This is a genomic window from Mycobacterium sp. 1482292.6, from assembly GCF_001672995.1.
GTDB lineage: Bacteria > Actinomycetota > Actinomycetes > Mycobacteriales > Mycobacteriaceae > Mycobacterium > Mycobacterium europaeum_A.
Genome location: NZ_LZKV01000069.1, coordinates 17,087 through 39,183 on the forward strand (window position 1 = coordinate 17,087; position 22,097 = coordinate 39,183).

Sequence of the window (22,097 nt, forward strand, 5' to 3'; positions counted from 1 at the left end):
TCGGCGTGGGCGCGGTCGGCCTCAGGTCGCGACGGGTGGGCCGAACCAGGTGCCGAGGGCCCGGTGCAGCGCCGTGTCGGCGCGGGCGCCGACCCAGGCGACGTGCCCGTCCGGTCGGATCAGCACCGCCGGCGGCGCGCTGACCGCCCCTAGCGCCGGAAGTTCGCATGGGCCAACATGTTTCGCGTCGACCAGGTGCACCCGGTCCGCCCAGGACACGATGTCGATGCCGCCGGCGTCGCCGAAATTAACCAGCACCGGACGGGCGTCTCGCAGCAGGTCGAACACGCGCGACGAACCGTCGGCGGTGAGTAGATCCAAGTCGGGCATGCGGCGCCCCACCAGCGGGTGCCCCTCCCCCAGGTGGTAGCGGATGTCCAAGCCCGACATCATCGCCGCGAAACGCGAGCGGGGTTCGTCCATGTCGAGCAACTCGGTCACGGTGTCGCGCAGCGCCTGGGTGCGGTCGTCGGGGCGAAGGAGCGCCATCTGCGCCAACGCGTTGCGCAGCACACGCTGGGCGACCGGATGCCGTTCGGCGTGATAGGTGTCCAGCAGACTGTCGGGTGATGTCTTGGTGACCACCTGGCCCAGCTTCCAGCCCAGATTCACCGCATCCTGCACGCCGGTGTTCAGGCCCTGCCCACCCACCGGGTGATGGATATGCGCGGCGTCGCCGGCGAGCAGAACCCGCCCGCGCCGATAGTTCGCGGCCTGTCGCGCCGCGTCGGTGAACCGGGAAATCCAAGCGGGACTATGGATCCCGTAGTCGGTTCCGTATACGGCGACGAGTGCCTCACTCAGCTCGCGCAGCGTGGGTTCGGACGGCGGCCCGAGGCGCCGCTCGGTGACCATGATCCGAACCGGTCCCCCCTCCTCGGCAACCGAGAGGGCATGGACACCGAGCGCGTCGTGGCGGATGCCCCACTGCGAGGATTGCTCGGCCGCGGAGTCCATTTCGGCTTCGGCGAGCAAATAGCTCGTGGTCGCCTCCCAGCCCGGAAACTCGATGCCGGCCGTCTTGCGGACGACGCTGCGTCCGCCGTCGCACCCCACGACATACTGCGCCCGCAGCATCCGGTGATCGGACAGTCCGACGTCGGCGCCGTCGTCGTCCTGCGCGAGGGTCGCCACCTCTTCGCCCCGATAGATCGGCACGCCCAGCTCGTCGACCCAGTCCGCCAAGATACGTTCGATCTCGTTCTGCCACAGCGCGAGTCCGTAGGGATGCCGGGTGGGAAAGTCACTGATGTCCAACCGGATCTGGGAGAAGCCGGCGACCTGAGCCACCTGGCCCCGGGACAGAAACCGATCGGCGATGCCACGCTGATCGAGAACCTCGATCGTGCGGGCATGCAGCCCGCCGGCCCGCGTCCCGACCAGGTCCTGGCTGGTGCGCCGCTCGATTATGGCGGCGTCGATTCCCGCCAAACCCAGTTCGCCCGCCAGCATCAGCCCCGTCGGGCCGCCCCCGACAATGAGCACCGCGTGCTCCATGTCGCCGTGCGAGTTCTCCGCTGACCGCCAAACGCCCACTTCGCTACCCCGATTCGATTGAATTCTGGTTGAGGACAGCGATTTTGCATCAGCACCCGGGTCTTGCGGCAAGCCCCCGGATGCGCTATAGGTTGAAAGTGGCGGGGAACATCGATCACCAGCGGTCGCGCAGGGCGTCGATCGCGCGGTAAATCCGCTGCTCGCTGACCGGGCGGGGCGTGCCGAGTTGCTGGGCCCACAGGCTCACCCGGAATTCCTCGATCTGCCGGGCGACATCCCGGACGTCGGCGGCCGCCTTGGCCGCCTGCGGCAGCTCGCGCACCAGCTCGGCGTAGGCATCCTGCACCGCGTGCACCCGGCGCATGCGCTCCCGATCGGCCTGGACCGCACGGGACAGGCCTTCGAGGCGGCGGCGGATCGCGAGCAGGTAGCGGGCGAGATCGGCGAGGTGGGCGGCCCCGGTAGCGGCGACGAAACCGGCCGGCAGCAGCCGATCCAGCTGCGCGCGGACGTCGGCAATCGCGTCGACCTGTGCGGCCGGCGGATTCGCGGGCACCTGGAGCTGCACCTCCTGGGCGGCGGTCAGCACCTTCTCGACCCGGCCCACGATGTCTACGGTGGTGGGCGACAAGGACTTTGCCGCCCGCTGCTGCAGCGCGGCGAACTCCGCGCGCGTCCACACCGGCGCCGACACGAGCGCGTCGGCCGCGGCGTCGGCGCAGTCGTCCAGCAGCGCGGACAGGTCACCGTCCGGATTGCTGCCGAGAACCAACCGGGTGCGTGGATCAAGTTGACGCACAATGGCTTTGGTCGGCGACGCGATGCTCAGGCGAATCAACCGCCGGATCCCGGGTCGCATCGCCTGCTCCTGCTCGAACGACGTGGCGAACACGCGCAGGTCCACGCCGCCGCCCGCGTCGACGAATGCGGGAAAGCCCCGCACGGTGCGCCCGCCGACAGTGCGTTCGGCGACCCGCGGCAGTTCGTCGAGGTCCTCGGGCCAGCCGCGCAACCCGGTCCGCTCCAGATCACCCGCGACCGCATGGGCGACGGCCTGCTGGGCCGGCGTCGTGAGCCGTTCCTGCAGCACCCGCAGATCCTTGCCGCGCGCCACCTCGGCGCCGTCACCGGACTCGACCGCGAACGTCACCCGCAGATGCGACGGCAGCTTGTCCAGGTCGAAGGCGTCGACGGGCACCAATACCCCGGTGCGACGGCGTAACTCGCGTTGCAGCGCCGGCAGCAGCGGCTCACCGCCCGGGTCGATTGCCGCCAGCACCGCGCGCGCGGTGTCGGGGGCGGGAACGAAGTTGCGGCGCAAGTCTTTCGGCAGTGAGCGGATGAGCGCGGTCACCAGCTCCTCGCGCAGCGCCGGCACCTGCCAGGCGAACTCGTCGCCGCCCAGGCGGGCCAGTACGTCGATCGGCACGTGCACGGTGACGCCGTCGTCAGCGGCGCCCGGCTCGAAGCGGTAGGTCAATGGCAGCGCGACATCGCCCGTCCGCCACGTGTTCGGCCGATCCGCGGCGGCCGTCTCGTTCGTGCGCAGCAGGTCGGCGCGGGCGAAGGTGAGCAGGTCCGGCGTCTGGTGGCGCTGCTTTTTCCACCAGGCGTCGAAGTGCCGCGCCGAGACGACATCGGCGGGGATGCGGGCGTCGTAGAGCGCATAGATCTCGTCGTCGCCGACCAGGAGGTCGCGCCGCCGGGCGCGCTCCTCCAGCTCCTCGAGCTCCGCGCGCAGCCGTGCGTTGTCGCGAAAGAAGTGGTGACGGGTCTGCCAGTCGCCTTCGACCAGCGCGTGGCGAACGAACAGCTCCCGCGCCAGCACCGGCTCGATGCGTGCGTATCCGACCCGGCGGCGCGCGACGAGCGGCAGCCCGTACAGCGCCACCCGTTCGTAGGCCATCACCTCGCCGCGCTTGGCGTCCCAATGCGGTTCGCTGTAGGTGCGCTGCACCAGGTCACCGGCGGCCCGCTCCACGAGCTCGGGCTGGATGCGGGCGGCGGTGCGCCCGTACAGCCGGCTGGTCTCGACCAGCTCCGCCACGACGACCCAGCGCGGGGGCCGCTTGGTGAGCGCCGAGCCGGGCGCCAGCACGAAATGCGAGTTGCGCGCCCCCAGATACTCGCGGGTGTCTTCGCGGCGCATACCCACATGCGACAGCAGCCCGGCGAGCAGCGCCGCGTGCACCCGGGCCGGATCGGCCGGCTCGTCGGACGCGGCGTCCTCCACGATTCCCAGGTCGCGGGCGATGCTGCGCAGCTGCCCGACCAGGTCCTGCCACTCGCGGATGCGCAGGTAGTGCAGAAAGTCCGAACGGCACATCCGCCGAAACGCGTTGCCGGATAACGACTTCCGCTGCTCGCGCAGATAGCGCCACAGGTTGAGATAGGACATGAAGTCGGAGTGCTCGTCGGCGAAGCGGGCATGCTTTTGACGGGCCGCCTCCTCGCGGTCGCTGGGCCGCTCCCGCGGGTCGGGAATCGTCAACGCAGCGGCCAGCACCAGCATTTCGCGCACACATCCCTCGGTCTGTGCCTGCAGGATCATCCGGCCCAGCCGCGGGTCGACGGGCAACCGCGCGAGGCGGCGGCCGAGGTCGGTGATCGCGCCGTGCTGGTCGAACGCGCCCAGTTCGGCTAGCAGCTGCACACCGTCGCGCACGCTGCGCCGGTCTGGCGGATCGAGGAAGGGAAACTCGTCGATGTCGCCGAGCTGCAGCGCCGCCATCTGCAACAGCACGGCCGCCAGGTTGGTCCGCAGTATCTCGGGATCGGTGTAGCGCGGCCTGGTCGCGAAGTCCTGTTCGGAGTACAGCCGGATGCACACGCCGGGCGCCACCCGGCCGCACCGGCCGGCCCGCTGCGCGGCGGACGCCTGCGAGACGGGCTCGATCGGCAGCCGCTGCACCTTCAGGCGCCGGCTGTAACGGGAGATGCGGGCGTTGCCCGGGTCGATCACATAGCGGATCCCGGGCACGGTCAACGACGTCTCGGCGACGTTGGTCGCCAGCACGACCCGGCGCCCGGTGTGGGGCGCGAACACCTTCTGCTGCTCGGCGGTGGGCAGCCGGGCGTACAACGGAAGCACCTCGGTGTGTTTGAGGACACCGCCCAAAGCCTCTGCGGTGTCTCGGATTTCGCGCTCACCCGACAGAAAGACGAGGATGTCCCCCCGCGGCTCGGCCTCGAGCTCGGCGATGGCGTCGACGATCGCCTCGACCTCGTCGCGGGTCTCGGTGCGCACAATCTCGTGGTCGGGGTCGTCGGGATCATCCTGCGTGTCGACCGGTACGGCAACCTCCAGCGGCCGGTAGCGGATCTGCACCGGATACGTGCGTCCCGACACTTCGATGATGGGCGCGGTGGTGCTGAGCCCGTGCTCGGCTCCGCCGCTGGGCCCAGGTTCGGCTCCACCGAAGTGGGCGGCGAAGCGCTGCGGCTCGATGGTCGCCGAGGTGACGATCACCTTCAGGTCGGGTCGGCGCGGCAGCAACTCGCGCAGGTAACCGAGCAGGAAATCGATGTTGAGGCTGCGCTCGTGGGCCTCGTCGAGGATCAGGGTGTCGTAGCGCAGCAGGCGGCGGTCGCGCTGGATCTCGGCCAGCAGGATCCCGTCGGTCATCAGCTTGATCAGCGTGCGGTCGCTGACCTGGTCGGTGAACCGCACCGTGTAGCCGACGACGTCGCCGAGCGGGCTGCCCAGCTCGTCAGCGATGCGTTGTGCGACGGTGCGGGCGGCCAGCCGGCGCGGCTGGGTGTGCCCGATGGTTCCGCGGACACCGCGGCCGGCCTCGAGGCAGATCTTGGGCAGCTGGGTGGTCTTCCCCGACCCGGTCTCCCCCGCGATCACCACCACCTGATTCGCCCGGATCGCCTCGGCGATCTCCTGCCGCCGCTCGCTGACCGGCAGGTCGGGGTAGGCGATCGCGGGGACCGCGGCGTGGCGCGCGGCGACGACCGCCTGCGCGGCCGCGATCTGGTCGGCCAGCCGGCGCAGCTTCTCGGGCGGGGCCCCGCGCAAATTCTTCAGGCGCCGGCCGAAGCGGGCCGCGTCGCGCAGCGTCACACCGTCGAGCTGTGTGCGCAACTGCGCTACAGACGGTTCGGCCACTGCTGCCACGATAGGCGTCATCCGGCGGCGCCGGCCACGAGGTGTCAGCGACGCTGCAGAGGTCGACGTGGTGTCAGAATGGCTATGCAGCATTCGCCGCACGTCGCCAGCACGGGGGTGACGAGGAGACTTAACGGAATGCGTCACAGTTTCGGTGGCCCGTACGGCGGTCGGGATACGCGCCGATATCGATTGCGCCTGCGCGCCGATGCGGGGACGGTCTTCTACCGCACACAACAGGCGCGGATGCTGCGAATCTTCTTGGGAGCCACCACATTCCTGTACGCCTACGGGGTGGTGTTCACCTTGTTCCCGATCCGTTCGGGGCTCACCCTGTCCAATCCGACAGGCGGAATCGTTGCGGTCGGGCTCGGTGTGGGTGCGCTAGCCTTACTGGCCGCCCGGCCCGACAAACCAGCGCCCGCGACGGTAGCGGCGATCGTGGCCACACCCATCGTGATGGCGTTCCACCGCGCGATCGTTGCCGAGTTCGTCTGCCTGATCGGACCGATGTTCCTGGCGATGTACCTGCGCGCGTTTTACTCGCCACGCCGCGGAGGGACCCTGGTGGCTGTGCTGACCGGGCTGTCGGTTGCGGCACTCGCGGTCGCGCCCACGCCGAAGTTGTGGATCGACTACGTCATTTTCGTGGTCGCGATCATCGGCGCGGCTGAATCATTCGGGTTGCTGACGCGCGCCCTCGTCGCAGCGGCGTGCACCGATCCCCTCACGGGCCTGCTCAACCGCGCAGGGTGGGAGATCGCCACCGCGGACCTGTTGGCGCGATCTCGTTCTGCCGCAACCACTGTCACCGTGATCGCGATGGACATCGACAACTTCAAAAGCCTCAACGACACCCAGGGCCACGTAGCCGGCGACCAGCATCTGATCAGCTGCGCGGCTTTTTGGCGACAAGTCGCGCCCGCCAATGCCGTTCTGGCCAGGTTTGGCGGCGATGAGTTCGCGGTGTGCATCGCCGACCGTCGTCCAACGGGTGCCGAAGCGGAGAGGTTCATTGCTTGCGTCCACGAACACACGCCAGGCACCAGCGTCGGCACCGCAACCCGCAGCGGTGAGGGCGCGGACATCACCTCGATGTACGCGGCTGCCGACGCGGAGCTGTACAACGTCAAGCGTGAGAGACGCGGCCCCGATCTGCGGCCGTCGCGAGGTTGACGGCGGCTGAATCCGGGTATCAGGTGGCGAGTGCATCGAATTTGGATGCCGGCTTGCGGGGGAAGTGATCGGCGATGGTCGGTTGGCTGGACAGGCTGCAGCGACGTAATCGAGTCGTCGGCGTGATCGTCGGTGTCGTCTACAAGTACAACGACGATCAGGGCGGTTACCTCGCCGCCCTGATCACCTATTACGGGCTGGTGTCGCTGTTTCCGCTGCTGCTGCTGTTGACCACCGGCCTCGGGGTGGTGCTGGCCGGCAGACCCGATCTGCAGGCGCAGGTGCTGCACAGCACCCTGAGCCAGTTCCCGGTACTCGGCGACCAGCTGCACCACCCCCAGGGGCTCAGCGGCGGAGCGGTGGGCGTGGCCGTCGGGTTGCTCGGCGCGCTCTACGGCGGCCTGGGCGTGGGACAGGCGCTGCAAAACGCGATGGACACGGTGTGGGCGGTGCCGAAGCACAAGCGCCCCAACCCGATTCGGTCCCGGCTGCGTAGCCTGCTGTTGCTGTTGGTGCTCGGCTCGGCCGCCATCGCGGCCACGGTGTTGGCCGCGGCGGGCCACGCCACCAGCGCGCTCGGCGTCTTCAGCAAGATCGGCCTCGCACTGGCCGCCGTGGCGATCAACGCGATGATCTGCCTGGTGGCCTTTCGCGTGACGACCGCACGCGCACTGACCTACCGGCAGGTGTTGCCCGGAGCGGTTGCCGCGGCGTTCATTTGGCAGATGCTGCAGTGGTTCGGCGCCGGCTACGTGGCGCACACCGTGAAAAGGGCCAGCGCCACCAATAGCGTGTTCGCACTGGTGTTGGGGGCGTTGGCGTTTCTGTTCCTGACCTCGGTGGCGCTGGTGATGTGCGCCGAGATCAACGTCGTCCTGGTGGAGCGGCTGTACCCGCGCGCCCTGCTCGGCGCATTCACCGACGACGCGGATCTGACGATGGCGGATCGGCGGACCTACACCAAGAAGGTCAAAGCCGAACGGGTCAAAGCCTTCGAGCGGGTGCATGTTCATTTCGACGACATCAAGCGGTTGCCCGCGAAAACCGTTGGGCGCCTTGGCGCGTTCCATGACTTTCGCCGCCCGCGCACGCCATGATGCGGGCTTGTTTCCCGGTTGTGGCGAGGGCGTTGGCGTGGCGCAATAGTCTGCAGTGATGAGTCTGGTCACCTATGAGCTGCACGACCACGTTGCCACCATCACCCTGAACCGCCCGGAGGCCCGCAACGCCATCAACGGCGCGCTCCGCCAGGACCTCAACGCCGCCTGGGATCGCTTCCGCGACGACCTGGACGCCTGGGTCGGGATCCTGACGGCCAACGGCGGCGTCTTCTGCGCCGGCGGCGACCTCAAGGACGGGGAAGGCTCGGTCGGGACCTTCGGTGGCACCTTCTGGGAGAAGCCGACCATCAACTCCTTCGAATCCGGCATGGAACTGTTCAAGCCGACCATCGCCGCCGTGCACGGTCCCTGCATCGGCTACGGGGTGACCGGGGTGTTGTTCTGCGACTTCGTCATCGCCAGCACCGAGGCCACGTTCTGCTTTCCCGAGGTGTCGATCGGGGTGCCCACCATCGTCGGGGCCATCCGGCTCCCGCAACGGGTGGGCTGGGCCAACGCGATGGAGTTGCTGTTGACCGGAAAACCCATGAGCGCCGAGCGGGCCAAGGAGGTCGGTCTGGTGTGGAAGCTGGTCGAGCCCGACCAGCTGCAGGCCGAAGCCCAGGCGTGGGCCCGCACGCTCACCGAGGCCGCACCGCTGGCCCAGCGGGCGACCAAGGAAGTGGCGTGGCGGACCGCGGACATGGGCTGGATCGAATCGGTGCGCTTCGGCGAGACCATGCGCAAGGTGGCCGGTGCGACCGAAGACGTCGCCGAGGGATTGCGGGCCTGGGCCGAGAAGCGCAAACCGCAGTGGCGTGGGCGTTGACGCTCAGAAGGCGTACCGCACTCGGCACGCGGGCAGCGTGACCGCGAGCAGGTCGGTCAGGTCCTGCACCCAGCGTCCCTTCCAAGGGCTCTTGTAGCGGACGTTCCACTGCCCGCTCTGGCTGCGCTTGAGCTGTTGCAGGTCCGGCCGCCACAGCAGCTCCTCCCCCTTGGGATGCCAGCCGAGGTTGACGTCGTGCAGCTCCTGGTTGTGCGTCAGGAAGATGACCTCGGCCGCCAGCTGGCGCTTGGTGCGCTCGCTGGTGTTGTCGGCGACCTGTTGCAGCAGCTCGGCCCAGTCGTCGCGCCAGCCGTCGTAGACGATGACCGGGCTGAGATTCAGATGCACCTCGTAGCCCGCCTCGACGAAGTCGTCGATGGCCGCGATGCGGTCGGCGATCTTCGAGGTGCGGATGTCGACCAGGCGCGATGCCTGCGCCGGCATCAGGCTGAACCGCACGCGGGTGCCGCCCCTGGGGTCACGGTTCAGCAGGTCGCGGTTGACGAGCTTGGTCGCGAAGCTGGCCTTGGCATTGGGCAGGCGGGCGAACAGCTCGATCAGGTCGGCCACGTTGTCGGACACCATCGCATCGGCCGAGCAGTCACTGTTCTCCCCGATGTCGTAGACCCAGTCGACGGGATCGCATTGATTGGGCTCGGGTTTGACGCCCTGACAGGCGGCGTGGCGTTCCAGGTAACCGGTGATCTTCTCGATGTTCGCAAACACGGTGATCGGGTTGGCGAAGCCCTTGCGGCGCGGGACGTAGCAATACGAGCACGCCATCGCGCACCCATTGGCCGTCGAGGGCGCGATCCAATCGCTGGACCGCTCGTTGCGGCGCGCCGACAGGCTCTTCTTCTCGCCCAGGACGAGCACTTCTCGTTTGATGCGGACCCAGTCCTCGACGTTGCCCTCGTTGCCATACAGGCCTGGAATCGCCTGGTGCGAGGCGACCTGGATGCGCTCGGCGTCGGGAAATCGGTCCAGCACCTGGCGCGCGCGGGGGAACCGGTCGATGTCGGGCTCGTGGTAGATCCGCTTGATGTCGAGAAGGCGGTCCGTGAGGTCGACCGGCGCCCGGTGCGCATTCGTGTCTTCGGCGAGCGTGGGCGGCATGTTTATCCAACGCCCGCCCGCCGGGCGCGGTTCCATCGGGCGCTGGCGAACCGGTGACGCCGTGGCCTTGACTGGTGGGATGGGTCAGCGATTGCGTGACGAACTGGTTCGCGTGCTCAGCGATGGCGGCCGTGGCGCCGACCACGCCGAGACCGCCCTCGGCGACGGACCGATCGGGCGGCGGCTGGAGGCGTCGATCCGCGCGTTGGCCGAGCATCGCGGGCCACGCAGCAGCATCTGCCCGTCGGACGCCGCCCGCGCGGTGGGCGGCGACGACTGGCGCGCGTTGATGGACGACGCCCGCCTGGCCGCCCGGCGCCTCGCCAGATCGGGTGACGTGGAGATCACCCAGCGCGGCAACGCCGTCGACCCCGACGGCGACTGGGCCGGACCCATCCGCATCCGCACCACCGGGACCTAGCAATTAGCACTGGGGCGCAACGTCTTTCGTCTTCCCACCGGCGTCCGGCCGGCCTAGCGCCAACCGCCGGAACCGCCGGAACCGCCGATATGACAGGATTTCGGCATGAGTGCACGCGGACTTGCTCGCTTGGTTGGTATCCCGGTTCTGATGATGTGGGCGCTGCTGAGTGCACCCATCGGCGGCCCCACAGCCGCCGCCGATCCCTGCTCGGATGTCTCGGTGGTTTTCGCCCGGGGCACCCATCAGGAGCCCGGCCTCGGCAACATCGGACAGGCCTTCGTCGACTCGCTCACCTCGCAGCTCGGCGGTAAGTCCGTCGACGTCTATGCGGTCAACTACCCGGCCAACGACGACTATCACAACAGCGCCAACGCGGGCGCCGCCGACGCAAGCACACACATCCAGGACGTCATCGCCGGCTGCCCGAACTCGCGCATCGTGCTGGGCGGCTACTCCCAGGGCTCGACGGTGATCGATCTGGCCACCAACGCGCTGCCACCCGCGGCGGCAAACCACGTCGCCGCCGTCGCCCTCTTCGGCGAGCCCACCAGCCAGTTCTCCAGCATGCTGTGGGGCGGTCAGCCGCTACCGACAATCAATCCTGCCTATAGCGGCAAGGTCACCAGCTTGTGTGCGCCCGACGACCCGATCTGCTCCGGCGGCGGCAACATCATGGCCCACGTTTCCTACATCGACGCCGGGATGACGGCCCAGGCCGCCACGTTTGCGGCCGACCGGATCAACCAGGGCTCGCCGCAAACCTAGAGGCGGCCTCAGTCCTTCGCCCGCTCCTCTTGCCGTTGCCGCTTCTCGGCGGCCGCCAACTCGGCCACCCGATCCGCCTCGGCGCGCGTGGCGGCCGCCTCGCCGAGCTTGTCCTCGGCTTCGTCGACCTTGGCGGCCGAGGCCTTGGCCGCGGCCTTCTCGGCGGCCTGAGTCCGGCTTTCCACCTGGCGCTTGGCTGACTCGACCCCCTGCTTGCGCTTGGCGGCCGCCTCGTCGGCGCGCTGCTTGGCCGCGGCGCTCTGCTGCTGCGCCGACTGCGCCGCCGCACGCTTGCGCTGCTCGGCGTTGACGCGTGCCTCTTTGACCTCCTGCTTGGTGGCCTGCTGCGCCTCCTCGCGCTCGCGGATCGCCTCGTCGCGGGCGCCCTTGAGCTTCGCGTCGGCCTGTTCCTTCCGGGCGGCGGCCCTGGCATCCAATTGAGCCGCACGGCCCAGCGCGTCGCTGCGATCGACCAGGGCGGTCCCCCGTTCGACGATCGCCGGATCACCGAGCGCGTTGCCCACCGTGGTGTCGAGCATGCCCAGCGAGCGCTCGTAGAGCAGTCGCGCGGGAGCTTCCGTCGGGATGCGGTTGACCACCCGATCCTCGATCAACTGCAGCGGGAACCGGGCGAGCTGGTAATGAAACCGCAGAACTGCCAACGGGACTTCGGAAATTTTCATCAACTTCTCCTGGGTAAGGCCCGCCGTCAGGGCAGGTCGGCTTCGTCGGTCACGTTCTGGGCATGGCGTCGCAGACGGTCGGCTTCCGACTCGTCGTTGCGGGCCACCTGAACCGAGGTCTGATGCTCGGCGACGGCGTCGACGATGTCCTCGGACGCTTCGCGGATTTCCGCGCGCTCTTCGGCCTTGGCTTGCTGGATCTCGCGCTGCGCGTCCACCTCGGCCTGGGTCTTCGCGGCGGTGGCCTGCTGAAGGGCCGCGCGGTCGGCCGCGCGCTTCTGCGCGGCCTCCTGGGCCTCGATCGAGTTCTCGGCGGCGACGGCCTGGGCGTTCGCCGCCAGGCGTTGCTGGGCGCCTTCGACCCTGGCCTCGGCCGCGTCCTCCTGCGCCTGCTTGACCTGGGCTTCTGCCACGGCCTCCGCCGCGTTCGCTTCCTTGCGCTCATGCGCCTGGGTCTGCTCGAGTTGGCCCTCGGCGGTCAGCGATTCGTTGCCCGTAACAGCGCCGACGACCTCTTTTGCCTTGCCTTTGACCGAGTCGATCAGGCCCCTGCGCGCTTCGTCGGCCATATTGTGCTCACTCATCGAAATACTCCTTGAGGGTTGGCCAAGAACGTTCGTTCGTGCCACGGTGTGTGATTCCACGGACGGGGCCGCTCAAACATCGGCGTGTCCGGGGTCATGCGCAATCAAGCGGCCCGAGCGCGGGTATTGGTGATGAATTGCCAAGCGCCATTAGATGTTTCGTGTGGATCGCCCGGTGTCGTGCGTGATCCCAACAAAAGGGCGATACCCTGGCCCGCATGGCCATCGAGTCCACCATGCTCGCCCTGGGCACTGTCGCGCCGGATTTCACGCTGCCCGAGCCGGCCACCGGCCGCACGCTGCGCCGCGACGACCTGTCGGGGCCGGCCCTGGTCGTCACCTTCATCTGCAACCACTGCCCGTATGTGAAGCACGTCGCCGACGGGCTTGCCGCGCTGGGGCGTGACCTCGCCGAGCAGGGCGTTGCAATGGTGGGCATTTCGAGCAATGACGTGGCCACCTACCCGCAGGACGGCCCCGAGCAGATGGTCGCGGAGGCCCGCCACCACGGCTGGACCTTCCCCTACCTGTACGACGAAACCCAAGACGTCGCCCGCGCCTTCTCGGCCGCGTGCACGCCCGACACGTTCGTGTTCGACGGCGACCGCCGGCTGGTCTATCGCGGCCAGCTCGACGATTCGCGACCCGGCAACGGCCGGCCGGTCACCGCCGCGGACGTCCGTGCCGCCGTCGACGCGGTGCTGGCCGGGCGACCGGTGAGCCCCGAGCAGCGTCCGTCGATCGGATGCGGCATCAAATGGCGCTGAGGCGCGGTTAACAGCGGCGATTGCGGGTAGCTGGGCCCTTGAGCGGGTCGCCGAGGCCTACCGCGCCATGGACGAGCGTCGCGCCATTCAAGACCTTCCTGCAACCCTAGGTGAGGTCGGTCACTGACCCGGCCGGCCCGGGCAGCGGCCGCGTCTCTTCGGCTAACGTCGACCCTATGTCCAAAGTCTCCGGAAACGACCTGATCGACGACGTCACCCCTGGCGACATCATCGCCGTGGACCGCGGTTCGGGTGAACAGCCCTACAAGGTCGTTTTCAAGGATTCCAGCGACGCGGGATATCTCGTCACGTTCGAGGCCGATGGCGGTGAAACATTTCAGCTCGAGCTGCCCGCCGGCACCAGGGTGACGAGATCGCTCGAGGCCAAGTGGGAGTCCGCGCAGAGCCCCACCCAGAACTCGCAGAGTTAAGGCCGCCAGCGCGACAAGCGTGCCCGAACCTGTTGTCGGGCAGGACTTTCCGCTAATCGACGCGCACCGTGCGGGGGCCGGCGCGGACTGACACCGTCGCGTGCGCCGATCGGTTCGGCCAACTCGCTGCAGCGCGCTCGGTTTGGGTGGCCCGTGGGCGGGTACCGCCATGCCCCGACGGAGGGAGCACGCGGTGAGCTATCTAGAGTCCGCCAAGGAGCAAGTACTGGGCGCCGTGAACAAGGTGATCGACCTGCCGTCCCGGCAGGGCAGGGCGCAAACGGTCACCATCGCGTGCCCCGTCGAGCGCATCGAGCAGTTCTGGCGCGACCCCGACCAGTTGTCGGTGGTGCTCGGTGACATCGCGGAGATCGACGTCGACGAACGGGATCGCTATCGCTGGAAGATGTCGGCAGAACCGCCCGTTGAGTGGAAGTCCACGCGGGTAGCCGAGCCCGGCGCAGTGCGCTTCGTCGGCCAGGGCAACGAGATCGCCGTCCGGTATCGGCCCGCCCCACACGAGCTCGGCACCGAGGTGACGCTGCGGATCAAGGCCCCGGCGCCCGCGCTGTTGTCCGGCGCCGCGGCTTTCAAGATCCTGTACCGGCTGCGCGCGTTGATGCAGACGGGCGAGGTGCCGACCATCCGGTCCAACCCCAGCGCGCGGAAATCCGCGCGGTAAGCGAAAGGCTCAACATGCGTGCACTGTGCTGGAACGGCGTCAATGACCTGTCCGTGGAAACGGTCGATGACCCGAAAATCCTGAACCCGCACGACGTGATCGTCGAAGTCCGGCTCACCACGACCTGCGGGTCGGACTTGCACTTCATCGACGGGTATCTGCCGGGCATGCGGGCCGGCGACGTGTTCGGCCATGAATTCATGGGGGTGGTGGCGGAGACGGGTCCGCAGGTGCGCGACACCAAAGTCGGCGACCGCGTCGTGGTGCCGTCCTTCATCGCATGCAACCAGTGCTGGTATTGCGATCACGAAATGTATTCGTGTTGCGATACAACGAATCCCAATGCCGAACTGCAACAGCCGTTGTTGGGATACCCGTCCGGCGGTATCTACGGATACACGCACCCGTTCGGTGGCTACGCGGGTTCGCACGCCCAATACGTCCGGGTGCCTTTCGCCGACGCGAATTGCTTTGCGATTCCCGGTGATATCACCGACGAGCAGGCGCTGTTCTTATCCGACGCGGTGCCCACCGGCTTCATGGGCGCCGACTTCTGCGACATCGCCGGTGGCGACACCGTCGCGGTCTGGGGTGCCGGCGGCGTCGGCCTGATGGCCGCCAGGAGCGCCCTGCTGTTGGGCGCCGAGCGGGCCATCGTCATCGACCGCATCCCGGAGCGGTTGGCCCTGGCGCGCAACGAGTTCGGGCTGGAGACCATCGACTACAAGGCGGTCGACAGTGTGCACGAGACGCTCAGGGAGATGACCGGCGGCCGCGGACCCGATGGCTGCATCGACGCCGTCGGCATGGAGGGCCACGGCACCGGGGTGCAGCAGCTCTACGACCGGGCCAAGCAACTGCTGCGCATGGAGACCGACCGCGCTTCCGCGCTTCGCCAGGCGATCCTGGCCTGCCGCAAAGGTGGAGTGGTGTCCGTGCTCGGGGTATACGGCTTGACCGACAAGTTCCCGACTGGGGTGTTGACCAACAAGGGCCTCACCCTGAAAACCGCTCAACAACACGGACAACGCTATATAACCCGGCTGTTCGATTACGTCGAGCAGGGCGACCTCGACCCCGCCAAGCTGATCACCCACGACGTGTCGCTGGAGGACGGAGTGCGGGCCTACGAGCTGTTCAAGAACAAGAAGGACAACTGCATTCGGGTGGCGATGCGACCGAATGTCCCCAGCGCCGCCCGCGACGAAAGGGCCGCAGCCGATCATGACCGCGCAACCTCCCGATCCTGACCCGACGCAGATCCCCGGCCTCGAGCCCGGAGGAGGCACCGCACCGGGCGCCACCCCCCCGGCCGCGCCCCAGACCTCGGGGGTGTCTGCGCCGCAGCCGCCGAACACCCGACGATTCACTCCCAGTCTCGTGCTGACCGTGGTCGCCGTCGGCGTCTTCGTCCTCGTGTTCATCGCGGTGGCGGTGTTGCTGGTGATGAAGATGACCGGGGCGGCGGGCTAGCATGCCGAAACCTTTCGCGCCGGCTCCTGATTACGTTGGCCGGGTAGCGGGCATAGCCAAATGCATGTCCGACGATGCCGCGCAGGCGCCACAGGAGAATCCGGAGAAGGACCAGTCGCAGTGGGTGACCGGCGACGAGCCCATGACCGGCCCGCAGCGCAGCTACTTGAACACGCTGGCGCAAGAAGCGGGCGAACAGGTCCCCGAGAATCTCACCAAGGCTCAGGCCTCCCGCTTGATCGACGAGCTGCAACAACGAACCGGGCGGGGTGGCTCATGACCATCGGTGCCGACGACGTCCGGCGATTGCTCGCCAGCAAGGACGCGGACACAGCGCTGGTGGTGGTCGAGGGGCGTGCCGCGGTCGTCGCGCCGGCGGATCTGAACTCCGACGAGTACCGGGGCGCCCTGCAGGTCGCGACGCGCGAGGAACTGGTGCAGCGAGTCGGGCACGCAGAGCTGTCCGACCGCGAGTTGGTCGAACAGGCCGAAGAACTCGACACGGCGGTGCGCAATCTCGGTGGCTGACGCCACGAAGGCGGTGCGCCGATCCGGACGGCCGGTCTATGGCGCGACAGTGACGGCGTCACCGACGCGGATGATGCCGTTGGTCACCACGGCGAGGTAAACGCCCGCGCACGCCTGTTTGCCGTGACCGCCTGTGTCCAAACGGTTTTCGGCGGCGGGGATCCGAAGCGCCTGCGGAGCCCGGGGTAACGGGCCGTGCTCGAGCGTGGGCACCACGCAGCGTGACGTGGCCGTCAGGACGCGCAACCGCGTCTCACCCACGGCCATTTCGCCGCCAACCCACTCGTTTTCGGCGTATGGCGGATAGTCGGGCGGTGTCGCGATCACCACATTCGGGCGGTAGCGCAGCGCCTCCACACCGATGTGCTCAAGGGTGGCCGTCGTGATCGCATGCAACGGGGCCTCGTCGGTGAACGATTCACCCGGGGTGGTGGCGGCGATCCGCAGAATGCGGCCACCGACCTCGGCGTCCAGACCGAGTTCGAGCAGTTGCTCCGGATCGGGGCGCACCAGTGTCGCACCGTCGGGGCGCTGGGCGATCAGCCGCACCCGCCGTCCCGTCAAGCGGGAGATCAGCTCGTCGACGCCGGGATCGTCGGCGGCCACGTCGGTCCCATCGGGCAGCCTGATGCGCACTCCCCGGGCGTCCGCGTGCGCGGTGCACGTCAGGAGATCGCGCCATAGCCGGGGATTCTTGGCGCTGGCCACGTGCCCCGTTTCGCCGTCGAGCAGTGCCAATCGCCGGTCGCCGTCGGCGCCACGCTCGTCGACCGGCAGGCAATCGAGGGTCTCGCCCAGCATCGACTTGACCGGATACCGAAGCAACGCCTGCACCCGCATCGGCACCGCCCCGGAAGCGTTAAGGGCGGACGACTTCTCCATGAGGTACCTCGCTCGGTAGTACTGCACACTGTGCCCGAAACCGCCTGGCGTTACCAGTGATCAGCCGCGTGCCGCCGTGACGACGATCGACTGATCACTGGTCTGCCAGGCGCCCATGAACGCGGTGACGCTGACCTGTTCGTTGGCGTGGTCGATGCCGGGGTCGTTGAGATGAACGATATCTCTGCCCGTGTCGATGCCGGTGACGACCAGGAAGTGGTCGGCCTTGGTGCGCTGGTCGTCGGCGTTCAAGATCACCGAGGAGTTGACGAACGCGATGATCTTGCGGTCCTGCGCCAGATATTGCTCGAGCAGGGGCAGGCCGTTGCGATCCCGGTCGGACTCCGCGGTCATCTCCGCTTTGATACCGAAGTGGTCGAGCAGGATGACCAAGTCGGCCATCGAGACCCGCTGTCCGGTCCGGAGTGGCTCGGGTCGTTGCGCGGCGCGTAGATAGGCCCCGGATTGGCCCCCGACGGTGTCGACTCCGCCAGGTCCAGCATCTGCCGCTCGGTCGGCGCGTTGCCGGTGAGTTCACCCACGACGTCGGCGACCGAGACGAGGCCGCAGTTGTCCTCGAGCGACTGCGCCACCCAGTGCTTCGCCGCGGCGGCGGGGTCGCCGTACACGCCGGATGCCGTCGTCGGCGCAGGGCCGCCCGAACGGGCGAGAGGTGTACTGCTCTGTGCCGCAACGACTTTCGTCACTGAGGTGGTAACGGCCGTGGTCGCCGGCGGGGCGGAGCCGCACGCCACCAGCGGCGCACCGGTCAGGGCGATGCACGCGCCCGCCACCGCCACTCGGGCGAGCCGGAAGGTGAACATGAGGGCTAGGAGAAATCCCGTCGACGGTCGGATGGCCAGCAAACGGTAACAACCGTACCGCGCCGCCATGGCCGATTGACCGGTGAACCGTTGTGCCCGGATCAGCTCGGCAGCAGGCGCTTTTTCTGCTCTTCGAATTCCTGCTGCGTCAAAATCCCCGCGTCACGCAGCGACGCGAGTTCGCGCAACTCGGCGGCGATGCTGGTGATGGGACCCCCGGCCACAACCTGCGGCGCGGCCGGCTCGTTCGCCGGGTCCTTCTTCGGCTCGCGCTTGGCCTTGCCGGCGTCGGCGGTCCGGGCCCGCTCGCGACCCAGCGCACCGCCGGTGCCGGCCATTGCGCGCCCGGCCATGCTCGCCACGGCCATCTCGCCGAACAGGCTCCCGGCGCCGCTGGGCGCGGCCGCGGCGGCCGCCTCCGCGGCGGCACCGGCGGTGGTGGTCGGAAGCACCAGGGCGGCCGGGCGAATTGCCGGGGCGGCCGCGGTCCAGCCGGGCGGCACCGAGAGGCCGCCGACCGTGTTCGCCTGGCCCAGGCCCGCCGACGCCAGCGTTCCGAAGCCCCCCGCCGGGTTCGTGATGACCGGAAACGGCGACGGCGGCACCGGGCCCACTCCCGGAAAGGACTGGACCCCGGCCCAGCCGCTGACGATGTCGTCGGTGTGGAAACCGGTCAAGGTGCCCGCGATGTCGAACGGAAGGGCGACCGTGGCCATGGGCGCATCGACGCCGATCCCAACCACTGATGCCGGCCCGTCGAGGAAATAGGTGATGAGATCGGCTCCCAAGTCCAGCCCATCCAGGGCCGTGGGGTCGGCGGCGACGGCGTTGGGCGTGGCCGCAAAGTTGCTCAGCAGGTTGGGCACCGCCGAGAACGACTGCTGGGCCACCGCATTGCGGGTGCTGCCGGCCGCGGTGCCGGTGGCCTGGGCTACCGCCTCGGATTGCGCGGCGTCGGAGTTGGTCGTCTGGTCGGGTGGGGTGAACGGCGTCAGCCGCGTCGCCGCCGCCGCGGAACCCGCGTAGCCGAACATGGCCGCGGTGTCGCGCGCCCACATCTCGGCGTACTCCGCCTCGGTCGTGGCGATCGCGGGCGTGTTCTGCCCGAGAACGTTGGTGGCGACGAGCGTCGCCAACAGGGTGCGGTTGGCTGTGACCACCGGGGGCGGCACCGTCTCGGCGAACGCCGTCTCGTAGGCGAACGCCGCGGTTCTGGCCTGGTTGGCGGCCTCTTCGGCCTGGGCGCCGGTGGCCCGCATCCAGTCCAGGTACGGGGTGATCGCGGCGACCATGGACGCCGCCGACGGGCCCACCCACGGGCCGGACGTCAGGGCCGTGATCTCGGCCTCGTACGAGGTCGCGGTCGATTGCAGCGCGGCGGCCAGTTCGTCCCAGGCCATCGCGGCGGCCAGCATCGGTCCCGACCCCGGACCGGCGTACATCCGCGCGGAGTTAACCTCCGGCGGTAGTACCGCGAAGTCCATGTCGTTCTCCTCCGATTGCATCCACTGACCGCGACGACCTCGATGCGCGTCGTATGGGGATAACCAGCCGAGCAGCAAACAAATCGCATTCCCTCCGGTGCTGCCAGTGCCGCGAGCGAAGACGGCCGAATAAGACCGTCCCCAGCGCTAGCGGACCGGTCTTACGCGTTGTAGGTGCCCCCACGTCAACGATTACAGCGAAACTGTTGCCGTGGGTTAACGATAGGTTACCTGCACATGACGGCGGAAACTCACAAGGGTTCTGCTCGTATTGCGCAAATCACTCTCAGCGGGCTTTCAACGGCATCTGCCCGGGCCGCGCTCGCCGCTCCCGCGCGGTTGCCCGCAGCCTGCCCGTCGACAAATCCGTGGTCAGCGGGGTAGGCGCGCGCCCAGCAAGTCGGGCGGCCCTCCCTTCTGCTTGGATTTGATCCCATCCCCGCGAGTGAGGTCTGTTGATGAAAATTGTGCTGGCCGGCTACGGCAGCCGCGGCGACGTCGAGCCCTGCGTTGCCGTCGCCCGCGAGCTGCGTGGGCGAGGACACGACGTCGTGATCGCGGTCCCGCCCGACAAGCTCGACGTGGCCGAGTCGGTGGGGCTTGCTGCGGTCGCCTACGGGCCCGACAGCCGCGAGCAGATCAACATGGCCACCACCTTCGTCCGCAACGTGCAGAACCCGATGAGCGCGTTGCCGCAAGTCATCGAGCGGGTCACCACCGTGTGGACCGGCAAGAGCGAGACGCTGGCCTCGTTGGCGGCCGGTGCCGACTTGCTGGTGGCCGGGATGAACGAACAGCGGCTCGCCGCCAACGTCGCCGAACATTTCGGCATCCCACTGGCGGCGCTGCACTTCTTTCCCGCCGAGACGTTGGAACTGGGCCGGCTGCAGTCGGACGTCACCAGCGCCGCCGAGGGCGCGCAGCGGCGGGCGCTCGGACTGCCCGGCACCCCGTCGGCGCAATCGCCGCTGGAGATCCAGACATACGACGAGCTGCTGGCGCCCGAGCTGGCCAAACAATGGGCCAGGCCGGGATACCGGCGGCCCTTCGTCGGGTCGCTGACCCTCGGTCTGCCCACCGACGCCGACGACGAGGTGTTGTCGTGGATCGCCGACGGGACGCCGCCGATCTATTTCGGATTCGGCAGCACGCCCGTCACCTCCCCCGCCGAGACGGTCGCCGTGATCAGCGCGGCCTGCGCGCAGATCGGCGAGCGGGCGTTGATCTGCAGCGGCCCAAACGATTTCACCCATATCCTGGCCGCCGACCACGTGAAGATCGTGGAGACGGTGAACCACGGCGCGGTGTTTCCGGCCTGCCGTGCGATCGTGCACCACGGCGGTGCCGGCACCACCGCCGCGGCCCTGCGGGCGGGCGTGCCCATGCTGATTCTCTGGCTGTGGCTCGATCAACCGATCTGGGCCGACGCGATCGGCAAGCTGGAAGTCGGCGTGGGACGGGCGTTCTCGGCCTCCACCCTGGACTCGTTGGTCGCCGACCTGCGCTCGGTGCGTTCTGCGCACTACCTCAGCCGCGCCAGGGAGGTCGCCACCCGGCTGAGCAAACCCGCCGAAAGCGTGGCGGCGGCGGCCGACCTCCTCGAAGGCGCCGCCTGCCGGGCGTAGCGGAGCGCCGGTTCATCCCAGCGGTGGTGCAAAGCCGGAAGGTCGTGTAGAAGGTTCTGGTGCAGGATCCGCCGAATGCGTCGTTCGACCCGCTGATGCTGCGCGAAGCGATGATCCGGCGGCTGTATCGGCGCTTGTCGGCCGAGGGCCACATCAGGGTGCCTGCGGTGCCGGCCCTCATCGACGAGTACGTCGCGCTGTGCGGCAACGTCTGCGCCACCCTGGGCGTCTGGTACACCGCGGAAAACTCCGCTCGGTTGCGGGCGGCGCTGGAAGTCGAGTTGGCGAAGGCCTTCAAGGCCTCCCCCCGTTCGGAGGTATTGATCTCGTATCAGGCTCCGTTCGGGACGGACGTGAATTTCCGGGTCCAAGCCGACTGGCGCACGGTCGAGGCCGATTACGACCAGTGGGTGCAGGTCCGCCCGCCGCCGTTGTTCGGCACCGAGCCGGATGCACGCGTGCTCGCCCTGGCGGCCGAGGCGGCCGACCCTTCGGCCTATCGGGTGCTGGACGTCGGCGCGGGCACCGGACGCAACGCGCTGGCCCTGGCCCGGCGCGGGCATCCGGTCGATGCGGTCGAGATGACCGCCAAGTTCGCGGAGGTGATCGTCGCCGACGCCGCCGGCGAATCGTTGAGCGTGAACGTCATTCAAAGCGATGTCTTCACCGCGATGGAGGGTGTACGCGAGCGCTATCAGCTCATGGTGCTCTCGGAGGTGGTGTCCGACTTCCGCACGACGCGCGAGTTGCGCGGCATGTTCGAACTCGCCACCGAATGCCTGGCGCGAGGCGGCCGGCTGGTGTTCAACACCTTCCTGGCCCGCGACGGCTATGTCCCCGACGACGCCGCCGTGCAATTCAGCCAGCAGTGCAACAGCATGATTTTCACCCGCGACGAGGTGGCCGCCGCGGCGGCCGGCCTGCCCCTCGAACCGATCGCCGACGACTCCGCCTACGAGTACGAGAAGGCCCGGTCGGCTTCGGACGCCTGGCCGCCCACGGGATGGTTCGAGGGATGGGCCGGCGGCCTCGACGTGTTCGACGTCGAGCGTGGTGACTCCCCAATCGAATTGCGCTGGCTCGTCTTTCGCAAGACGGGCTGAGTCGGGCGCC

The 22,097-nt window shown here is 68.5% G+C and carries 23 protein-coding genes; 14 read left to right on the forward strand and 9 right to left on the reverse strand.

The window, feature by feature from the left end; all coding sequences use genetic code 11:
• Positions 1 to 21: 21 nt before the first annotated feature.
• Complete coding sequence (locus A5624_RS06030) at positions 22 to 1,497, reverse strand: FAD-dependent monooxygenase (protein ID WP_066863078.1); 1,476 nt, start codon at positions 1,495 to 1,497, stop codon at positions 22 to 24.
• A gap of 154 nt (positions 1,498 to 1,651) precedes the next feature.
• On the reverse strand, positions 1,652 to 5,611 hold the full coding sequence (gene hrpA, locus A5624_RS06035) for an ATP-dependent RNA helicase HrpA (protein WP_066863080.1): 3,960 nt from the start codon (positions 5,609 to 5,611) through the stop codon (positions 1,652 to 1,654).
• Between the two features lie 192 nt (positions 5,612 to 5,803).
• Between hrpA and A5624_RS06040 the strand changes: the two genes are divergently transcribed.
• From A5624_RS06040 to A5624_RS06050, 3 genes are all read left to right on the forward strand, one after another.
• Positions 5,804 to 6,787 carry a GGDEF domain-containing protein gene (locus A5624_RS06040; protein ID WP_066863083.1) on the forward strand — a complete coding sequence of 328 codons (984 nt, stop codon included), beginning with the start codon at positions 5,804 to 5,806 and terminating at the stop codon, positions 6,785 to 6,787.
• Between the two features lie 74 nt (positions 6,788 to 6,861).
• Positions 6,862 to 7,884, forward strand: a complete 1,023-nt coding sequence (locus A5624_RS06045; RefSeq protein WP_066863086.1) for a YihY/virulence factor BrkB family protein — start codon at positions 6,862 to 6,864, stop codon at positions 7,882 to 7,884.
• A 58-nt stretch (positions 7,885 to 7,942) separates the two neighbouring features.
• On the forward strand, positions 7,943 to 8,716 hold the full coding sequence (locus A5624_RS06050) for an enoyl-CoA hydratase/isomerase family protein (protein WP_066863089.1): 774 nt from the start codon (positions 7,943 to 7,945) through the stop codon (positions 8,714 to 8,716).
• 3 nt (positions 8,717 to 8,719) lie between these two features.
• Here the strand turns inward: A5624_RS06050 and A5624_RS06055 are convergent, their stop codons facing one another.
• Positions 8,720 to 9,832, reverse strand: coding sequence for a spore photoproduct lyase family protein (locus tag A5624_RS06055; RefSeq protein WP_066863092.1), 1,113 nt, complete (start codon positions 9,830 to 9,832; stop codon positions 8,720 to 8,722).
• Here A5624_RS06055 and A5624_RS06060 point away from each other — a divergent pair.
• Complete coding sequence (locus A5624_RS06060) at positions 9,831 to 10,253, forward strand: DUF3253 domain-containing protein (RefSeq protein WP_369827444.1); 423 nt, start codon at positions 9,831 to 9,833, stop codon at positions 10,251 to 10,253. The genes A5624_RS06055 and A5624_RS06060 overlap by 2 nt on opposite strands.
• Positions 10,254 to 10,358: 105 nt before the next feature.
• Positions 10,359 to 11,021, forward strand: coding sequence for a cutinase family protein (locus A5624_RS06065; RefSeq protein WP_066863095.1), 663 nt, complete (start codon positions 10,359 to 10,361; stop codon positions 11,019 to 11,021).
• An 8-nt stretch (positions 11,022 to 11,029) separates the two neighbouring features.
• On the opposite strand, the gene A5624_RS06070 is transcribed toward A5624_RS06065, so the two are convergent.
• Positions 11,030 to 11,704, reverse strand: a complete 675-nt coding sequence (locus tag A5624_RS06070; RefSeq protein ID WP_066863100.1) for an IF2 family translation initiation factor — start codon at positions 11,702 to 11,704, stop codon at positions 11,030 to 11,032.
• 26 nt (positions 11,705 to 11,730) lie between these two features.
• A complete protein-coding gene (locus A5624_RS06075; protein ID WP_066863103.1) occupies positions 11,731 to 12,288 on the reverse strand; it encodes a CsbD family protein in 558 nt (185 codons plus the stop codon).
• Positions 12,289 to 12,506: 218 nt separating this feature from the next.
• Here A5624_RS06075 and A5624_RS06080 point away from each other — a divergent pair, with 218 nt between their 5' ends.
• The 7 genes from A5624_RS06080 to A5624_RS06110 all read left to right on the forward strand — a co-directional run bounded on the left by A5624_RS06080 (position 12,507) and on the right by A5624_RS06110 (position 16,169).
• On the forward strand, positions 12,507 to 13,055 hold the full coding sequence (locus A5624_RS06080) for a thioredoxin family protein (protein WP_066863105.1): 549 nt from the start codon (positions 12,507 to 12,509) through the stop codon (positions 13,053 to 13,055).
• A 176-nt stretch (positions 13,056 to 13,231) separates the two neighbouring features.
• Positions 13,232 to 13,486, forward strand: coding sequence for a hypothetical protein (locus tag A5624_RS06085; RefSeq protein ID WP_066863108.1), 255 nt, complete (start codon positions 13,232 to 13,234; stop codon positions 13,484 to 13,486).
• A 193-nt stretch (positions 13,487 to 13,679) separates the two neighbouring features.
• Positions 13,680 to 14,168, forward strand: coding sequence for a hypothetical protein (locus tag A5624_RS06090; RefSeq protein WP_066863111.1), 489 nt, complete (start codon positions 13,680 to 13,682; stop codon positions 14,166 to 14,168).
• A 14-nt stretch (positions 14,169 to 14,182) separates the two neighbouring features.
• A complete protein-coding gene (locus tag A5624_RS06095; protein WP_066863114.1) occupies positions 14,183 to 15,418 on the forward strand; it encodes a zinc-dependent alcohol dehydrogenase in 1,236 nt (411 codons plus the stop codon).
• Complete coding sequence (locus tag A5624_RS06100) at positions 15,393 to 15,641, forward strand: DUF6480 family protein (protein WP_066863117.1); 249 nt, start codon at positions 15,393 to 15,395, stop codon at positions 15,639 to 15,641. The genes A5624_RS06095 and A5624_RS06100 overlap by 26 nt, the downstream gene beginning before the upstream one ends.
• 64 nt (positions 15,642 to 15,705) lie before the next feature.
• Positions 15,706 to 15,921 carry a DUF3072 domain-containing protein gene (locus tag A5624_RS06105; protein ID WP_066863121.1) on the forward strand — a complete coding sequence of 72 codons (216 nt, stop codon included), beginning with the start codon at positions 15,706 to 15,708 and terminating at the stop codon, positions 15,919 to 15,921.
• Positions 15,918 to 16,169, forward strand: a complete 252-nt coding sequence (locus A5624_RS06110) for a hypothetical protein (protein ID WP_066863124.1) — start codon at positions 15,918 to 15,920, stop codon at positions 16,167 to 16,169. Before A5624_RS06105 ends, A5624_RS06110 begins: the two co-directional genes overlap by 4 nt.
• A gap of 36 nt (positions 16,170 to 16,205) precedes the next feature.
• On the opposite strand, the gene A5624_RS06115 is transcribed toward A5624_RS06110, so the two are convergent.
• The 4 genes from A5624_RS06115 to A5624_RS06125 form a co-directional block, all read right to left on the reverse strand.
• Entirely contained in the window at positions 16,206 to 17,051 is an 846-nt protein-coding gene (locus A5624_RS06115) for an MOSC domain-containing protein (RefSeq protein ID WP_066863127.1), read from the reverse strand.
• 60 nt (positions 17,052 to 17,111) lie between these two features.
• Positions 17,112 to 17,405, reverse strand: coding sequence for a papain-like cysteine protease family protein (locus A5624_RS28925; protein WP_232002211.1), 294 nt, complete (start codon positions 17,403 to 17,405; stop codon positions 17,112 to 17,114).
• On the reverse strand, positions 17,402 to 17,875 hold the full coding sequence (locus tag A5624_RS28930; protein ID WP_232002212.1) for a hypothetical protein: 474 nt from the start codon (positions 17,873 to 17,875) through the stop codon (positions 17,402 to 17,404). Before A5624_RS28930 ends, A5624_RS28925 begins: the two co-directional genes overlap by 4 nt.
• A 101-nt stretch (positions 17,876 to 17,976) precedes the next feature.
• Positions 17,977 to 19,359, reverse strand: a complete 1,383-nt coding sequence (locus tag A5624_RS06125; protein WP_066863350.1) for a PPE domain-containing protein — start codon at positions 19,357 to 19,359, stop codon at positions 17,977 to 17,979.
• 458 nt (positions 19,360 to 19,817) lie between these two features.
• On the opposite strand from A5624_RS06125, the gene A5624_RS06130 reads away from it, so the two are divergent.
• Together A5624_RS06130 and A5624_RS06135 are read left to right on the forward strand one after the other, a co-directional pair.
• On the forward strand, positions 19,818 to 20,984 hold the full coding sequence (locus A5624_RS06130) for a glycosyltransferase (protein ID WP_066863131.1): 1,167 nt from the start codon (positions 19,818 to 19,820) through the stop codon (positions 20,982 to 20,984).
• A gap of 59 nt (positions 20,985 to 21,043) precedes the next feature.
• Positions 21,044 to 22,087, forward strand: a complete 1,044-nt coding sequence (locus tag A5624_RS06135; RefSeq protein WP_066863134.1) for a bifunctional 2-polyprenyl-6-hydroxyphenol methylase/3-demethylubiquinol 3-O-methyltransferase UbiG — start codon at positions 21,044 to 21,046, stop codon at positions 22,085 to 22,087.
• Positions 22,088 to 22,097 lie beyond the last annotated feature (10 nt).

Bases quoted from the DNA above. Each gene is read 5' to 3' on its own strand.
- A5624_RS06030 (WP_066863078.1), bottom strand. From the start codon at position 1,497: ATGGAGCACGCGGTGCTCATTGTCGGGGGCGGCCCGACGGGGCTGATG.
- A5624_RS06045 (WP_066863086.1), top strand. From the start codon at position 6,862: ATGGTCGGTTGGCTGGACAGGCTGCAGCGACGTAATCGAGTCGTCGGC.
- A5624_RS06050 (WP_066863089.1), top strand. From the start codon at position 7,943: ATGAGTCTGGTCACCTATGAGCTGCACGACCACGTTGCCACCATCACC.
- A5624_RS06060 (WP_369827444.1), top strand. From the start codon at position 9,831: ATGTTTATCCAACGCCCGCCCGCCGGGCGCGGTTCCATCGGGCGCTGG.
- A5624_RS06055 (WP_066863092.1), bottom strand. From the start codon at position 9,832: ATGCCGCCCACGCTCGCCGAAGACACGAATGCGCACCGGGCGCCGGTC.
- A5624_RS06065 (WP_066863095.1), top strand. From the start codon at position 10,359: ATGAGTGCACGCGGACTTGCTCGCTTGGTTGGTATCCCGGTTCTGATG.
- A5624_RS06070 (WP_066863100.1), bottom strand. From the start codon at position 11,704: ATGAAAATTTCCGAAGTCCCGTTGGCAGTTCTGCGGTTTCATTACCAG.
- A5624_RS06075 (WP_066863103.1), bottom strand. From the start codon at position 12,288: ATGAGTGAGCACAATATGGCCGACGAAGCGCGCAGGGGCCTGATCGAC.
- A5624_RS06080 (WP_066863105.1), top strand. From the start codon at position 12,507: ATGGCCATCGAGTCCACCATGCTCGCCCTGGGCACTGTCGCGCCGGAT.
- A5624_RS06085 (WP_066863108.1), top strand. From the start codon at position 13,232: ATGTCCAAAGTCTCCGGAAACGACCTGATCGACGACGTCACCCCTGGC.
- A5624_RS06095 (WP_066863114.1), top strand. From the start codon at position 14,183: ATGCGTGCACTGTGCTGGAACGGCGTCAATGACCTGTCCGTGGAAACG.
- A5624_RS06100 (WP_066863117.1), top strand. From the start codon at position 15,393: ATGACCGCGCAACCTCCCGATCCTGACCCGACGCAGATCCCCGGCCTC.
- A5624_RS06105 (WP_066863121.1), top strand. From the start codon at position 15,706: ATGTCCGACGATGCCGCGCAGGCGCCACAGGAGAATCCGGAGAAGGAC.
- A5624_RS06110 (WP_066863124.1), top strand. From the start codon at position 15,918: ATGACCATCGGTGCCGACGACGTCCGGCGATTGCTCGCCAGCAAGGAC.
- A5624_RS06115 (WP_066863127.1), bottom strand. From the start codon at position 17,051: ATGGAGAAGTCGTCCGCCCTTAACGCTTCCGGGGCGGTGCCGATGCGG.
- A5624_RS28925 (WP_232002211.1), bottom strand. From the start codon at position 17,405: ATGACCGCGGAGTCCGACCGGGATCGCAACGGCCTGCCCCTGCTCGAG.
- A5624_RS28930 (WP_232002212.1), bottom strand. From the start codon at position 17,875: ATGTTCACCTTCCGGCTCGCCCGAGTGGCGGTGGCGGGCGCGTGCATC.
- A5624_RS06125 (WP_066863350.1), bottom strand. From the start codon at position 19,359: ATGGACTTCGCGGTACTACCGCCGGAGGTTAACTCCGCGCGGATGTAC.
- A5624_RS06130 (WP_066863131.1), top strand. From the start codon at position 19,818: ATGAAAATTGTGCTGGCCGGCTACGGCAGCCGCGGCGACGTCGAGCCC.